Below are 15,288 nucleotides of genomic sequence, written 5' to 3'. Positions count from 1 at the left end.
TGCTCCTGTGGGTTTGGCGCGCGGCACGGGCGCTCAGCGCGTCGCGCGCGCATACGCGTCGGCGACGATGTCGCGAATCTGCGCGACGAACCATGCGATCTCGTCGCGCGTCATCACGAGCGGCGGCGAGAACTGCACGATCGGCGTGCCTTCGTGATCGACGCCGGCGCGGCACAGCAGCCCCGCATCGAAGATCGCCGGCGCGAGCACGGTCGACACGAAGGTCCGCGCGTCGATGCTGCCGGTCCAGCGGCGTGCCTGCTTGTCGGTCACGAGTTCGAGCGAATAGTGATAGCCGTCGCCACGCACGTCGCCGACGCACGGCAGCTCGAGCAGCGCATCGAGCGTCGCGCGGAAATACGCGGCGTTGTCGCGCACGTTGTCGAACACGCGCTCGCGCTCGATGATCGCGAGATTCGCGAGCGCGGCCGCGCAGGCAACCGGATGGCCGCCGTAGGTCGCGCCGTGCAGGAACATCTGCTGCGGACCTGCGAGTACCGCATCGACCACCGCGTCGCTCGCGATCACGCCGCCGAGCGGCACATAGCCCGATGCGATTCCTTTCGCGAACGTGATGATGTCCGGTTTCAACCCGTAGCGCGTCGAGCCGAAATACTCGCCGACGCGGCCGAACCCGCAGATCACTTCGTCCGCGACGAGCAGCACGCCGTGCCGGTCGCAGATCTCGCGCAGCCCGGCCGTGTAGCCGGCCGGCGGCGTCAGGCTGCCGCCCGCGTTCTGCAGCGGTTCGACGACGATCGCCGCGACCGTGTCCGGCCCTTCCTGCACGATCAGCGACTCGATCTCGTCGAGCAGATGACGCGTGAACTGCGCTTCCGTCTCGTCGACCGGCCGGCCGTAGCGCTTCGTGTTGCCGACGTGCCGCACGCCCGACATCAGCGGCTCGAAATGCTTGCGGAACGCCGTCATGCCGTTCAGCGCGAGCGCGCCGAACGACGTGCCGTGATACGCGACGCGCCGCGCGATGAACTTGCGCCGCTGCGGCTCGCCGCGCGCCTGGTGATACTGGCGCACGAGCTTGATCGCCGATTCGTTCGACTCCGATCCGCTCGACGTGAAGAACACGCGATTGAGCCCCTCCGGCGCCAGGGTCGCGAGCCGCTCTGCGAGCCGGATCGCCGGTTCGTGCGCGTAGCTCCAGTTCGTCGCGAACGGCAGCCGCGTCATCTGCTCGCGCACCGCGTCGCCGATCTCCGCGCCGTGGCTGTAGCCGACCTGCACGCAGTACAACCCGGCCAGCGCATCGAAGTAGCGCTTGCCGTCGCGATCGACGAGCCAGCATCCTTCGCCGCGGTCGAAGACGGTCAGCGCCGCGTCGCCGTATGCGTCGGCATGCGTGAAGTGCATCAGCAGATGACGCTTCGCGAGCGCCTGCAGATCGGTATCGGGATTGACGTTCATTGCCTCGTTCCTCCTTATCAGTGCCGGTGCGACGACCGGCCGTTCAATTCATCGTCAGCGTCGGCGCGGGGCGCGTGAAGCCGCGCGTGAGCCAGACGAGCTGCGCGAGTCCGAGCGCGAGCCACGCGATGCCGACGTAGAACGTCTGGCGCGACAGCCCCGACCACAGCCAGACGTTGAGCGCGAAGCCGATCGCGGGCATCGCGCCGAACCGGATCCAGCCTGCCGCCGTGCGATGTTCGGGCCGCGACAGATAGCTGCGCATCACGCAGAGGTTCACGACCGCGAACGCGACGAGCGCACCGAAGCTGATCATCGTCGACGCGAGATCGAGCGTGATGAACAACGCCGACAGCGACACGGCGCCGACCGCGAGCGTCGCGCGCACCGGCGTGCGCAGCCGTACATGCAGACGGCCGAATACGCATTCGGGCAGCACGCGGTCGCGTCCCATCGCGAACAGCACGCGCGTGACGCTTGCCTGCCCGGCCATCGCGCTCGCGAAGCAGCCGGCCACGTAGACCGCGACGAAAAACGCGGACAGCGGGCCGCCGCCGATATGCCGCATCAGCTCGAGACTCGCCGAATCGAGATCGCGAAACGCGTGCCAGTCCGGAAACGCGGCCTGCCCTGCATACGCGATCAGCATGAACAGCACGCCGCTCGCCAGCGTGCAGAGCAGGATCGCGCGCGGCACCGTGCGCCGCGGTTCGCGCGTTTCCTCGGACAGCGTCGACACCGCGTCGAAGCCGAGAAACGACAGGCACAGAATCGCGGCGCCGGAGAAGATCGCGTGTGCGTCCTCCGTGGCGGGCAGCGCGATCGTCGTCGACAGCGCGTCGCCGCCCGCCACGCGCGCGGCCGCAACGAGAAACACGGCGATGAACACGAGCTGGCTCGCGATCAGGATCAGGTTCACGCGATTGACGAGCCGGATGCCGATCACGTTCAGCGCCGTGATGAATGCGATGCTCGCGACGATCCAGACGGCGGGCGGCACCGCGGGGACGATCTGCTTCATGTAGATGCCGATCGCGAGATAGCTGATCATCGGGATGAACAGGTAGTCCATCAGCAGCGCCCAGCCGACCATGAAGCCGGCCGACGTGCCGAAATTGCGGCTCGCGAACGTGTACGCGGAGCCTGCGCTCGGCATCAGACGCGTCATATGTCCGTAGCTGCGCGCGGTGAACAGCATCGCGATCAGCGTGACCGCGTAGGCGGCGACGAGGTGGCCGTTCGTCTCGCGCGTGACGAGGCCGTACGTCGTGAACACCGTCATCGGCAGCATGTAGGCGAGACCGAAGATCACGAGCGTGAACAGGCCGAGCGGACGCGCGTGCCGCGACGCGAAGGCGTCGCGCGCGTCGGCGTCGGAGGCGGAATCGTCGAACGCGGCGTGCGGCGCGCGTCGAGCGGATGTGCTGTCTGTCATGCTGTCCTCACGTGTATGTCGTCCGTCGTGTCGTGTCGCGCCGCTCGCGGCCGTCGACGGCCCCAGCGCGATGTCGGACAGAGTGTGGTGCGCCAAAAACGCGAGGACGAATGACAAATGCGGACGTAATCGAGGGATATTTCCGGACAGGCAGACATGCGCGGCCGCGCCGGCGCGCGACGCGTGCGACGCCTCTGGCGCCGCGCGCACATTCCGGCTATGTTCTACGCGATCCCGTCGCCGCCTCACTGCCATGGACAGCCGGTCTCACCGACATCAAAGCAGCGCCGAACGCAGCCTGCGTTCGTTTCCCGATCTCGCGCGTCCGGCCGGACGCCAGGAAGACATTCCCGCCACCGTCCACGCGATCGCGGTCGCGCTCGACGAATGCCGCGTCAGACACATCGACAGCGCCGCGCTGCTGGAAGGCACGGGGCTCGGCGCCGACGAAGTCGCGTCGCCGAACCTGTACGTGAACCGCGCGCAGGAGCAACGCTGCTTCCGCAATCTGCTGCGATGCAGCGGCGTGCCGTCGATCGGGCTGTGGATCGGCGCGCGGCTGCACGTCTCGACGCTCGGTCTTGCCGGCTACGCGATGCTGATCAGCGACTCGGTGACGCAGGCGTTTCGCTGCATGAGCCAGTTTCCGCTGTTCATGGGGCTGTACTTCGACGTGCGCGTGCATGCGCATGCGGACGGCATGACGGTGACGATCGACCGCTACAACGGCGAGCCCGATCTCGAGGTGTTCCAGACCGACATGTGTCTGTCGAGCCTGCGGCTGATCGTGTCCGATCTCGTCGGCAAGCCGGTCTGGCCCGACCAGTTGCTGCTCGCGCGCCGCACGCCGCGCAATGCGGCCGACTACGTGCGGCATTTCGGCTGCAAGGCCGTTTTCAATGCGGGCGAGAACAGTCTCGTGTTTACTGCGGTGAACGGCACCGAAACGCCGCGGCTCGCGAACGAGGTCAGCTTCAACGCGCTGCACGGCCAGTGCGAGGCGCTCGAGCGGCAATGGGCCGCATCGATCGGCACGCGCTTCGCCGATCGTGCGAAGGCGCTGATGACGCGCGATCTATCGCGCTTCAAGTCGATGACGTCGCTCGCCGATGCGCTGCACATGACGGAGCGCACGCTGCGCAGACGGCTCGAGAAGGACGGTATCTCGTTTCAGATGCTGCTCGACGACGTGCGGCGCGACGAAGCCGCACGGCTGCTCGACGATCCCGCGCTGACGGTCGCCGCGATCGCCGAGCATCTCGGCTACAGCGAGCCGCGCGCGTTCCGTCATGCCTACCGGCGCTGGACCGGACGCGCGCCGCGCGAGGGCCGCGGCGGCGATGCGTGACGGTCGCCGCGGCTCGCTGTGCGCATTGCGGTGCCATCCGGGAGAAGCGGACCTGCACGAGGCCCGCGATCCAACCACGCGAAAGGGCGATCACCGGCAGCCCTGCGCGCCCAGCCTTTCCTTCAGAAACTCGACGCACGCGCGCACCTTCGCGGACTGCGCGAGCCGCGCCGGATAGACGGCCCAGACATTCGCCGGCTGCGTGACGCCCGGCAGCACACGCTGCAGCCGGCCCGCATCGAGCAACGGCTGTACGTCCCACACCGAGCGCAGCACGATCCCGCGCCCGGCGAGCGCCCACTGCACGGCGACTTCGCCGTGATTGCTCGACAGCGGGCCCGTGACTTGCACGGATACCGTCTCGCCGCGCGCGTCGAGCCGCCACACGCCGAACGGACGGTCGCGCTCCTTGATCGCGAGACAGGCGTGCGATGCGAGATCGTCGACCTGCTTCGGCGTGCCATGCCGCGCCAGGTAGTCGGGCGATGCGCAGAGCACGCGATGGTTCGTCGCAAGCTGCTTGGCGATCAGATGGCCGGCGATCTCGTCGCCGATACGAATGTCGACGTCGAAGCCCTCGGCCGCGACGTCGACGATCCGGTCGAACAGTTCCAGCCGGACGTTGAGCTGCGGATGGCGATCCGACAACTCGGCCAGCGCGGGCGCGACGACATTGCGGCCGAAGCCGAAGCTGCTCGACACGCGCAAGGTGCCGCGCGGCACGCGGCGCGTGCTCGACACATCCTCGACCAGATGCTCGACGTCGTCGAGGATCTTCTCGGCCCACGCGTATACGCGCTCGCCGGCGTCCGTCACCGAGACGCGGCGCGTCGAGCGGTGCAGCAGACGAATGCCGAGGCTCGTCTCGAGCATCCCGACGCGCTTGCTGACATACGACGACGACATCGCAAGCGCGTCGGCCGCCGCACTGAAGCTCGCCTTGCGCGCGACCATGCAGAACACGCGCAGGTCGCCGAGCTCCGGTATCGCGCTCGTCTCGTTCATTGCGCGGCTCCGTTCCGATCGCGTCGCACTTGCCGACGCATGCCTGCGTTTGCGTCCTCGTCGCCCCACTTTGCGACGCGCGCGCCGCCCGCGCCGAACGCGGGGGCGAATCCGCCGCATGGCGCGACACCGCCCTGCGCACGGCTGTCGGTGGCGGCGCACGCGAGGCTCAGCGCCACCAGCGACAGCATCTGCTTTAGCACGTGACTCATCGTTTCATCGCGAAGTCGACGATCCGTGCGGATCAGTTCAGGCCGCGATCGGCGGCCTCGACGAGCTTGCGCTCTGCTTCGGTATCGAGCGAGCGGCATGCCCACAGATAGACGAGTGCGGCAACCGGCAGGCCGACCAGCATCGCGATATCGGTGCCGCCGAGCGCACGTGCGACGGGGCCGCTGTACGTCTCGGTCTTGAAGAACGGAATCATCGCGACGAAGCCGACCGCATAGGCGGTAAGGCCGCGCCAGTTCCAGCGCCCGTAGATGCCGCGCGGGTTGAAGATTTCGCGCACCGAGTAATGCGTATGCCGCACGAAGAAGAAGTCGACGAGGTTGATCGCGGTCCACGGCGTGAACAGGTAACCGAGGATGCCGAGAAAGTCGCCGAACTTGCCCATGAAGTCGTCGGACGCCGCGAACGCGAGCGACGTCGCGACCACCGCGACGATCAGCAGGCTCGCGACGCGCTTGCCCGCGCTCGACTTGAGCGGCCGGAACGAATCGGTGATGCTGAGCAGCGTCAGCGATGCGCCATAGAAATTCAGGCCCGTGATCGCGAGCAGCCCGAGCAGCGACAGCAGCAGCGTGACGGAGCCGAAACCCGGATGGATGGCATCGCCCGCGCGCTGCACGGCGTCGGCGATCTCGATCTTTGCGTTCAGCGCGGCCGCAGCCGTGCCGACCAGCATCATCCATGCACCGCCGATCAGCGCGCCGGTGAAGGTCCACCAGAAGGTTGCGCGCACACCGGTCTTGGGCGGCAGATAGCGCGAGTAGTCCGACACGTAGATCGACCACGACAGTTGATAGGCCGCCGCCGCGAACAGCTGCACGAGGAACGGCGTCGCCTTGAAGCCCGCGAACGACAGCTGTTCGGCCGGGAACGGCACCTTCACGCAGATGCCGACGCTGAACACGCTCAATGCGATCAAAAGCGCGATCGCGAGCCAGCGCTGCGCCTTGTGAATCAGGTCGTAGCCGAAGATCGCGAGCGCCACCGCAATCGCGGTAAACACGATATAGCTGACGTGCAGCTCCGTGCCGAGCAGGTGATGCGCGGTCTGGCAGGCCATCAGCTGATTGAACGAGTTGTAGCCGACATACGTGACGAGCGCGACGATCCATACCAGCAGCGCGCCCATGTAGCCGAACTGCGGCCGCGACTGGATCATCTGAGGCAGCCCGAGCTGCGGGCCCTGGCTCGAATGGAACGCCATGAAGAACGTGCCGAGCAGATTGCCGATCAGCACCGCGATCGCGCTCCACAGCAGATTCCCCCCCATGCTCACGCCGATCGCGCCGCACGCGATCGTCGCGAGATTCGCGTCGCCGGTAAACCAGACGGGCCACAAGTGCCACGCCTTGCCGCGCCGCTCCGCGAGCGGCACATAGTCGATCGAACGCGCCTCGATGCGCGACTTGCCGCGACCTTCCATCGCGAGGCCGTCGGCCACTGCCTGCTGTCTCATGTCTCCTCCATTGCGTCTGTCGGCGGCGGTGACGCGCCGCGCCGCGGCCGAAGCGAAACCGGCAGCGGCGTGGCCGATCACCGAACACCGGTGACGTTACTTACAGTTAACGATTAACTATTAGTTAACGATAATACGCACTTCGCCGGGTCCACCGTACTAGCGCAACTTCCTATTGACGCAAGCTCTCCGCGCCGCGTTCCTGATTTGCAGCAAACGTCATACGAATTTTGCCCTTGGATGCCGGCAAATTCGTGGCGAATTTCGGGATAACCCTGATCCCAAATCGCTCGCGCATTTTCTATATTTCGTTAACTACCAGTTTTAACGTAACCACCAGTTAATAAAACACAACATCCGAGCCGACGCCATGACCTATCTGCCGATCGAATTCCACCAGAAAGCCAAGCTGCCGCAACTGCCGGCCGATTTCTGCTCGAACCCGGAACTCGCCTGGACGATTCCGAAAACCTATTACACGTCGCAGGAGGTCTTCAAGCTCGAGGAAGAGAAGATCTTCGCCGACACGTGGATCTGCGTCGCGCACCGCAGCGAACTGGCCGACGCGAACCAGTATGTCACGCGCGAAGTGATCGGCGAGAACGTGCTGATCGTGTGCGGCAAGGACAAGGTGCTGCGTGCGTTCTACAACGTCTGCCCGCACCGCGGCCATCAGCTGCTCGAAGGCAGCGGCAAGGCGAAGAACGTGATCACGTGCCCGTACCACGCATGGACGTTCAAGCTCGACGGCGCGCTCGCGCACGCGAACAACTGCGATCACGTGATGGCGTTCGACAAGGAGAACGCAAGCCTCGTGCCGGTCAAGGTCGAGGAATACGCGGGCTTCGTGTTCATCAACCTGAACCCGAACGCCGGCACGGTCGAGGAGCAGCTGCCCGGCATGGAGGCGCGCCTGCGCGCTGCGTGCCCGGTGATCGACGACCTGAAGCTCGCCGCGCGCTTCGTCAGCGAGACGCCCGCGAACTGGAAGTCGATCGTCGACAACTATCTCGAGTGCTACCACTGCGGCCCCGCGCACCCCGGCTTCTCCGACTCGGTGAAGATCGACCAGTACACGCACACGCTGCACGGCAACTGGACGCTGCAGTTCGGTCACGCGGAATCGTCGGAGCGTTCGTTCAAGCTCGACCCGTCGATCCAGGACGCGAGCTTCCAGGGCTTCTGGGCGTGGCCGTGCACGATGTTCAACGTGCCGCCGGGCGCCGATTTCATGACCGTGATCTATGAATTCCCGGTCAACGCCGAGGTGACGCTGCAGCACTACGACATCTACTTCCTGAACGAAGAGCTGACCGACTATCAGAAGAACCTGATCGAGTGGTATCGCAACGTGTTCCGCCCGGAAGACCTGCGCCTCGTCGAGAGCGTGCAGAAGGGGCTGAAGTCGCGCGGCTATCGCGGCCAGGGCCGAATCATGGTCGACCAGCGCCGCAGCGGCATCAGCGAACACGGCATCGCGCACTTCCATCATCTGCTCGCACAAAAGTATCAGGACTGACACCCACCAGGACGACATCGACATGACTTCCCTTCAACCACCGGGCCTGCTGCGCGAGCAGGCATACATTGCCGGCGCGTGGCGCGGCGCCGACGACGGCGCGGTGCTCGACGTCACCAATCCGTCGACCGGCGAGCTGATCGCACGCGTGCCGAACATGGGCGCCGCCGAGGCGCGCGCCGCGATCGAGGCCGCGCATACGGCGTTCGCGACGTGGCGCAAGACCACCGCGAAGGAGCGCGCGCGCCTGCTGCGCAACTGGTTCGAGCTCATCATGGCGCGCCAGGAAGACCTCGCGGTGCTGATGACGCGCGAACAGGGCAAGCCGCTCGCCGAAGCACGCGGCGAGATCGCCTATGCGGCGTCGTTCGTCGAATGGTTCGCCGAGCAGGCCAAGCGCATCGACGGCGACGTGATCCCGAGCCCGAACCCCGATCAGCGCCTCGTCGTGACGAAGGAGCCGGTCGGCGTGTGCGCGGCGATCACGCCGTGGAATTTCCCCGCGGCGATGATCACGCGCAAGGCCGCTCCCGCGCTCGCGGCCGGCTGCACGATCGTGATCAAGCCCGCGAACGAAACGCCGTTGTCGGCGTTCGCGGTCGCGGCGCTCGCCGAGGAAGCCGGCATTCCGGCGGGCGTCGTCAACGTCGTGACCGGCAAGTCGCGCGAGATCGGTGCGGAAATGACCTCGAGCCCGCTCGTGAAGAAGCTGACCTTCACCGGTTCGACCGAAGTCGGCCGGCTGCTGATGCGCCAGTGCTCGGACACCGTCAAGAAGATGTCGCTCGAGCTGGGCGGCAACGCGCCGTTCATCGTGTTCGACGATGCCGACCTCGACCGCGCGGTCGAAGGCGCGCTGCTGTCGAAGTACCGCAACGCGGGCCAGACCTGCGTGTGCGCGAACCGCTTCTTCGTGCACGACACCGTGTACGACGAATTCTGCCGCCGCTTCGCGGAGCGCGTCGCGGCGTTCCATGTCGGCGACGGTTTCGATGCCGGCGTCAACATCGGCCCGCTGATCAACGAAGCCGCGCGCGACAAGGTCGACGGCCTCGTGCGCGACGCGGTCGCGCAAGGTGCCCGTGTGCTCGTGGGCGGCGCACCGCACGCGCGCGGCGGCAACTTCTACGCGCCCACCGTGCTTGCGGACGCGAAGCCGGGGATGGCCGTGCTGAGCGAGGAAATCTTCGGGCCTGTCGCGCCGATCGTGCGCTTCACGAGCGACGACGAAGTCGTGCGTCTCGCGAACGACTCGATCTACGGCCTCGCCGCGTACTTCTACAGCCGCGACATCGGTCGCGTATGGCGCGTGGCCGAGCAGCTCGAATACGGGATCGTCGGCATCAACAGCGGGCTGATCTCGAACGAAGTGGCGCCGTTCGGCGGCGTCAAGCAGTCGGGCATCGGCCGCGAAGGCTCCAAGTACGGGATCGAGGATTTCCTGTCGATCAAATACCTGTGCATGGGCGGCGTGAGCGCCTGATCCCCGTGACGGGCGCGCGCGCTTCGGCCGCGCGTCTTTTTCAGCTGTACCGAATCCCCTGCTCTACCCGCCGGCAAAGGAATGCCTGATGAACGCCCGTGAATCGATCTTCGTCGACGTCGTCGCCGTCGATACCCTGACCCCGCTGATCAAGCGCTTCACGCTCGCGCTGCCCGACGGCGCACCGTTGCCGCCGTTCAGCGGCGGCGCCCACGTGCTCGTGTCGATGCAGAACGGCGAGCAGTGGCACCACAACGCGTACTCGCTGCTGAGCTCACCGCACGACACGCGCCAATACCAGATTGCGGTGCGCCGCGAGGAAGCGTCGCGCGGCGGTTCGGCGTTCATGCACGAGCATGTCGCGGCCGGCACGCGGCTCGCGATCGGCTCGCCCGCGAACCTGTTCGAACTCGCACGCAACGCGCGCCGCCATGTGTTCATCGCCGGCGGCATCGGCATCACGCCGTTCCTCGCGCAACTCGCCGAGCATGCGCCGGGCGGCGACGTCGAACTCGAACTGCACTACGCGTACCGAAGCCCCGAACACGGCGCGTTCGTCGACGAGCTGAAGGCCGGCCCGCATGCGGCGAACGTGCATACCTACGTCGACAGCCTCGGCCAGCGCCTCGATCTGATGCGCCTGTTCAAGACGCTGCCCGCCGATGCGCACGTCTACGTGTGCGGACCGCAAGGCCTGAACGACGCCGTCTACGCGAATGCCGCACTGCTCGGCTGGCCGAAGTCGCAGCTCCATTCCGAACAGTTCGCCGCGACCGATACGGCCGGCCGGGCGTTCACCGTCGTGCTCGCGCGCTCGGGCACCGAGCTCGAGGTGCCCGAGGATACGACGATCCTGCAGGCGATCGAGCGCGCCGGCGTAGAGATCGATTCGCTGTGCCGCGAAGGCGTGTGCGGTACCTGCGAGGTTGCGATCCTCGAAGGCGAGGCCGATCACCGCGACCAGTATCTCGACGACGACGAAAAGGCCGCGCAGAAGACGATCCTGCTGTGCGTCTCGCGGGCGCGTACGGCGCGCCTCGTGATCGACCTGTAAATTTTTCCGCGCGCCGTATCCGGTAAACTACGCCGGATACAGGAACCCCGGCGCGCCGTTCCTTTTCGACGCGGCGGCATCGCCCGCGGCCCGCCCCTCGCGCGCCGCGGGCGATGCCGCCTTGTCGTCTGGCCGCGCGCCGCCGTCAGAAAGAGGAATGGATGTCCGAGGATACGTTCGCGTTCCGTCTCAAGGTGCTCCTCGAGCACAAGAAGCTGAGCCTGCAGCAAGTGGCCGACGCGGTCGGCATTTCGCGGCCGGCCGTGCACAAGTGGACGCGCGGCGGCGAGATCGACTATTCCAACCTGCGCAAGCTCGCCGCGTTCCTCGACGTCAACTGGGTCTGGCTGCGCTACGGCGACGATGCGGTGAAGGATCTCGGCATCGGCGCGCAGCCCGAACTACCGATGACCGACCTGCGCCGCCGCTATACGGCCGAAATCGTGTCGAGCGAAGCGCGTATGAAGCACGCGCAAGAAGCGGCCGGCATCGTCACCTGGGAATGGAATCTCGTATCGGACGAGCTGATCTATTCCGACAACTGCGCGAAGCTGTACGGCCGCGAAATCCACAGCAACGAGGAGTTCTGGGACATCCTGCATCCCGACGAGCGCAGCTGGCTCAACAGCCGCGCGCTGCAGGAAGCGATCGACGCGCGCAAGCCGTACGTGTGGGAGTTCCGGATCGTGCTGCCGGACGGCACCGTGCGCTGGATCGAATCGCGCACCGCGACGCTCGTCGACGACGCGGGCCGGCCGACGCGGATGGTCGGCACGACGATCGACATCAGCGCGCGCAAGTCGCTGGAACAGCAGCTGCGTGCGCAGATCGCGCTGCTCGCCGACGCCGAGCGCCTGGCCGGGCGCGGCGCGTGGCAATGGCGGCAGGCGCCCGATGAAGTGATCGTCTCGGACGAATGGTGCCGGCTGTTCGGCGTCGAGCGTGACGATGCGCCGCATCGTCATGCGCAAGTGCAGGCACGCGTGCATCCGGACGATCGCGCCGCGCGCGATGCCGCGCTGCAGGAAGCGATGGCGAAGCACGGCGACTATCGCGCGTTGTATCGCGCACTGCTGCCCGACGGCACCGTGCGGCTGATGCTCGAGCAGGGCCACGCGCGGCCCGACGACGAAGGAGACGGCGTGCGTGTGACGGCCATGTGCCGCGCGGCGGAACCCGCCGACGCGATCGCGTTCGCCGCGCAACCGGCCGCGGCGACCACGCCGCACTGACGTCCGGCTGCCCGCGCATCTCGCGTCGCGTACGGCGAGCGTCAGAGTGCGGCTGCAACCGCCTTGCCGACCGCCGTCGTATCGGCCGTGCCGCCCATGTCGGGCGTGCGCGGCCCGCTCACGAGCACCGTCTCGATCGCGCGCATGATGGCGTCGTGCGCGTCCTTGAAGCGTGCGTCGCCATCGCCGAGGAAATCCAGCATCATCGCGCCGGACCAGATCATCGCGATCGGGTTGGCGATGTTCTTGCCGAAGATGTCCGGTGCCGAGCCGTGCACGGGCTCGAACAGCGACGGAAAGGTGCGCTCCGGATTCAGGTTCGCCGATGCGGCGAGACCGATCGTACCCGTGCATGCAGGACCGAGATCCGACAGGATGTCGCCGAACAGGTTCGAGGCGACGACCACGTCGAAGCGATCCGGCTGCAGCACGAAGCGCGCCGAGAGAATGTCGATGTGCTGCTTGTCCCAGGCGATGTCGGGATAGCCGGCCGCGATCGCCGCGACGCGCTCGTCCCAGTACGGCATGCTGACCGCGATGCCGTTCGACTTGGTCGCCGCCGTGAGCTTTTTGCGCGGACGCGTATTTGCGAGCTCGAACGCGTACTTGAGGATGCGGTCGACGCCGTGACGCGTGAACACCGACTCCTGCAGCACGAATTCACGCTCGGTGCCTTCGAACATCTTGCCGCCGACCGACGTGTATTCGCCTTCGGTGTTCTCGCGCACCACATAGAAGTCGATGTCGCCGGGCTTGCGATTCGCGAGCGGGCACGGCACGCCGGGCAGCAGGCGCACGGGACGCAGGTTCACGTACTGGTCGAATTCGCGGCGGAACTTCAGCAGCGAGCCCCACAGCGAAATATGGTCGGGCACCTTGTCGGGCCAGCCGACTGCGCCGAAGTAGATCGCATCGTAGCCGCGCAGCGTTTCGAACCAGTCGTCCGGCATCATCTTGCCGTGCTGCAGGTAGTAGTCGCAGCTTGCCCACTCGAAATGCGTGAACTCGAGGTTCAGGCCGAACTTCGCGCATGCCGCTTGCAGCACGCGCACGCCTTCGGGCATCACTTCCTGGCCGATGCCGTCGCCGGCGATCGCGGCGATCTTGAATGTCTGGGTCATTTCCGGTTCTCCGTGTGTGTCGTCGGTTGCGTCTTGCGTCTGCTCCGATGCGCCGGTGTGCGGTGCTCGGGCGGCGTGCGCGCGACATGCGCGGGTGCACGCAACGCATGGACGACAGGATGCCGGAAAGCGCGGCGCGGATAATCGGCTCAACCGGGGATTCGTCGTGCACGAATCGTGGACAATCGCGGGACGGCGAGCATCCCGCGCGCAGGAAGCGTTGCCGACCGATGCGATCCGGTCGAAAACGCGCGCCTCGTTGGGCTCGTCGGCGGTGTCGAGCAGTTGCCGCTTTCCGTTACGCGTGTCGGCATCGATTGGTCCGATCTACGGTCGGCGCGGGCAATCGACGACTACGCGTCAATCTTCAGGCCAGTCGATCGCCCTCAGTTGCACAACGAAGGCCCGCCCATCATCTCGCCGGCGTGCGCACTTCCCCATCCACCCTCAACGTGCGCTTCCCTCGCGCGACGTCGTATTCGACCGTTTGCGCGGGCGCCACGGCCCCGTACGAAATACCGTTCACGTACACCGCGCCCTGCTTCAATTCGACCTTGTCCCCGTCGACCGTCGCTGTTCCCCGCTCGCCCTTGAGCACGGCGCCGGCGCATCCCTGCGTCGAAAAGCTGCGAACCGTCGTCTCGGCGTTCATCGACGCGCCCTGTCGATCCGGCAACATCGGCTGCATACCGGGCGGCGCAGCGTTCGCCGCACGACATGACGACGCGTCCTCGCCGCCCGCGCCATACGCAACGCCGCAGACGATGCTGCACCCCACACACAGCATGGCAGCCGATGTTCGCAGTCCGTTCATGCCCACCTCCATTGCGTGCCCATCGATTCTTCGGATCGACGCGCGGCCGATCCTGAGCGCAAGTGTGCCTCGAATTGCGTCGAAGATCACGCGCTTCACCAGCGCGCATCGCGCCGAAAATTTCGCTTGATTGAGTTGCGCATCGCAACTATTATCGATTGCGACTCGCAACTTTCCAGGACCGATCATGGACCTCGTCGACCTTCCCGCACAGCCGCGCGATGCCACCATCCTCGAGCTGCGCGACTTCTCCCGCAAACTCGTGCGCGAACTGGGGTTCATGCGCGCGACGCTAGCCGACAGCGACTGGGCGCCCTCGGCCGTTCACGCGGTGCTCGAGATCGGCATGTCGCCGGGCATCAACGCGAAGGATCTGGCACAGATCCTCCGGCTCGACAAGTCGAACACCAGCCGACAGCTGGCGCGGCTCGAAGCGGCCGGCCTCGTGGAGCGCCGCGTCTCGAGCGGCGATGCGCGCACGGCTGCATTGTTTCTGACCGCGGAAGGCAAAAAGCTGCGCAAACGCATCGACCAGTTCGCGACCGACCAAGTGTCGAATGCGCTGCGCCGCCTGATGCCCGCCGATCAGCAGACGCTGCTGCGCTCGCTCGCGCTTTATGCGGACGCGCTCGCGCAGGACAATGCGGCGAGGACGACAGCTCGCAAACCCGACGCGCCGCCGATTCTCGAAGGCTATCAACCGGGCTGCATCGGCGACATCGCCAGCCTCCATGCCCGCTTCTATGCCGAACACTGGGGATTCGGCGCCTTTTTCGAGAAGCGGGTCGCGACCGAGCTCGCGGCGTTCGCGGCCACGCTGCCGGCCGAAGGCCGCGCGCTCTGGCTCTGCATGGACGACGGCCGCGCGGTGGCGTCTCTCGCGATCGACGGCGACGCGGCGACGGGCGTCGCGCACCTGCGCTGGTTCATCGTGAGCGATGCATTGCGCGGCACAGGCATCGGGCGTCAGCTGATGACGCGCGCGATGCGCTTCGTCGACGACTATCCGTTCCGCGAGACCTACCTGTGGACCTTCAAGGGTCTCGATTCGGCCCGCCATCTTTACGAGTCGTTCGGCTTTACGCTCGACAGCGAAGCTGAAGGCGCGCAATGGGGCACGACCGTCACCGAGCAGCGCTTCGTGCGGCAACGGCCGGAGCAATGACAT

13 protein-coding genes are annotated in these 15,288 nt (G+C 66.4%); 6 read left to right on the top strand and 7 right to left on the bottom strand.

Translation table 11 applies throughout. The features are described 5' to 3' along the window. Positions 1-33 precede the first annotated feature (33 nt). Both ACSHSS_RS15440 and ACSHSS_RS15435 read right to left on the bottom strand, forming a co-directional pair. Positions 34-1,422 (bottom strand): aspartate aminotransferase family protein, encoded by a 1,389-nt coding sequence (locus ACSHSS_RS15440; protein WP_006416885.1) that lies wholly within the window; start codon positions 1,420-1,422, stop codon positions 34-36. 43 nt (positions 1,423-1,465) lie between these two features. After that, on the bottom strand, positions 1,466-2,857 hold the full coding sequence (locus tag ACSHSS_RS15435) for an APC family permease (RefSeq protein ID WP_006416950.1): 1,392 nt from the start codon (positions 2,855-2,857) through the stop codon (positions 1,466-1,468). Positions 2,858-3,110: 253 nt separating this feature from the next. Between ACSHSS_RS15435 and ACSHSS_RS15430 the strand changes: the two genes are divergently transcribed. Continuing rightward, positions 3,111-4,205: an AraC family transcriptional regulator gene (locus tag ACSHSS_RS15430; protein WP_006416906.1), complete on the top strand. Its 1,095-nt coding sequence runs from the start codon at positions 3,111-3,113 to the stop codon at positions 4,203-4,205. 90 nt (positions 4,206-4,295) lie between these two features. Here the strand turns inward: ACSHSS_RS15430 and ACSHSS_RS15425 are convergent, their stop codons facing one another. From ACSHSS_RS15425 to ACSHSS_RS15415, 3 genes are read right to left on the bottom strand one after another with little or no spacing between them, the layout of a single operon-like run. Further along, the gene (locus tag ACSHSS_RS15425; RefSeq protein WP_048994738.1) at positions 4,296-5,210 is read right to left on the bottom strand and encodes a LysR substrate-binding domain-containing protein; all 915 of its coding nucleotides are present in this window, start codon (positions 5,208-5,210) and stop codon (positions 4,296-4,298) included. Further along, positions 5,207-5,401: a hypothetical protein gene (locus ACSHSS_RS15420; protein ID WP_233620035.1), complete on the bottom strand. Its 195-nt coding sequence runs from the start codon at positions 5,399-5,401 to the stop codon at positions 5,207-5,209. The genes ACSHSS_RS15425 and ACSHSS_RS15420 overlap by 4 nt, the downstream gene beginning before the upstream one ends. Before the next feature lie 53 nt (positions 5,402-5,454). Next, complete coding sequence (locus tag ACSHSS_RS15415; protein WP_048994747.1) at positions 5,455-6,897, bottom strand: purine-cytosine permease family protein; 1,443 nt, start codon at positions 6,895-6,897, stop codon at positions 5,455-5,457. 370 nt (positions 6,898-7,267) lie between these two features. Here ACSHSS_RS15415 and ACSHSS_RS15410 point away from each other — a divergent pair, with 370 nt between their 5' ends. From ACSHSS_RS15410 to ACSHSS_RS15395, 4 genes are all read left to right on the top strand, one after another. Then, positions 7,268-8,416 (top strand): aromatic ring-hydroxylating oxygenase subunit alpha, encoded by a 1,149-nt coding sequence (locus tag ACSHSS_RS15410; protein ID WP_006416918.1) that lies wholly within the window; start codon positions 7,268-7,270, stop codon positions 8,414-8,416. 22 nt (positions 8,417-8,438) lie between these two features. Further along, on the top strand, positions 8,439-9,899 hold the full coding sequence (locus ACSHSS_RS15405; protein WP_048994740.1) for an NAD-dependent succinate-semialdehyde dehydrogenase: 1,461 nt from the start codon (positions 8,439-8,441) through the stop codon (positions 9,897-9,899). Between the two features lie 88 nt (positions 9,900-9,987). After that, complete coding sequence (locus tag ACSHSS_RS15400) at positions 9,988-10,953, top strand: PDR/VanB family oxidoreductase (protein WP_006416888.1); 966 nt, start codon at positions 9,988-9,990, stop codon at positions 10,951-10,953. A 161-nt stretch (positions 10,954-11,114) separates the two neighbouring features. Beyond that, positions 11,115-12,185 (top strand): PAS domain-containing protein, encoded by a 1,071-nt coding sequence (locus ACSHSS_RS15395; protein WP_006416951.1) that lies wholly within the window; start codon positions 11,115-11,117, stop codon positions 12,183-12,185. A 41-nt stretch (positions 12,186-12,226) separates the two neighbouring features. Here the strand turns inward: ACSHSS_RS15395 and ACSHSS_RS15390 are convergent, their stop codons facing one another. Both ACSHSS_RS15390 and ACSHSS_RS15385 read right to left on the bottom strand, forming a co-directional pair. Further along, positions 12,227-13,306, bottom strand: coding sequence for a tartrate dehydrogenase (locus ACSHSS_RS15390; RefSeq protein ID WP_012218351.1), 1,080 nt, complete (start codon positions 13,304-13,306; stop codon positions 12,227-12,229). Between the two features lie 412 nt (positions 13,307-13,718). Continuing rightward, a complete protein-coding gene (locus tag ACSHSS_RS15385; RefSeq protein ID WP_445545193.1) occupies positions 13,719-14,309 on the bottom strand; it encodes a hypothetical protein in 591 nt (196 codons plus the stop codon). Here ACSHSS_RS15385 and ACSHSS_RS15380 point away from each other — a divergent pair. Beyond that, complete coding sequence (locus ACSHSS_RS15380) at positions 14,308-15,285, top strand: bifunctional helix-turn-helix transcriptional regulator/GNAT family N-acetyltransferase (protein WP_006416943.1); 978 nt, start codon at positions 14,308-14,310, stop codon at positions 15,283-15,285. The genes ACSHSS_RS15385 and ACSHSS_RS15380 overlap by 2 nt on opposite strands. The last annotated feature ends 3 nt before the right edge of the window (positions 15,286-15,288 follow it).

This window comes from Burkholderia sp. BC1, assembly GCF_052683555.1.
Note: the sequence above shows the minus strand (reverse complement) of the source record. Positions and strands in the feature narration are given on the sequence as shown.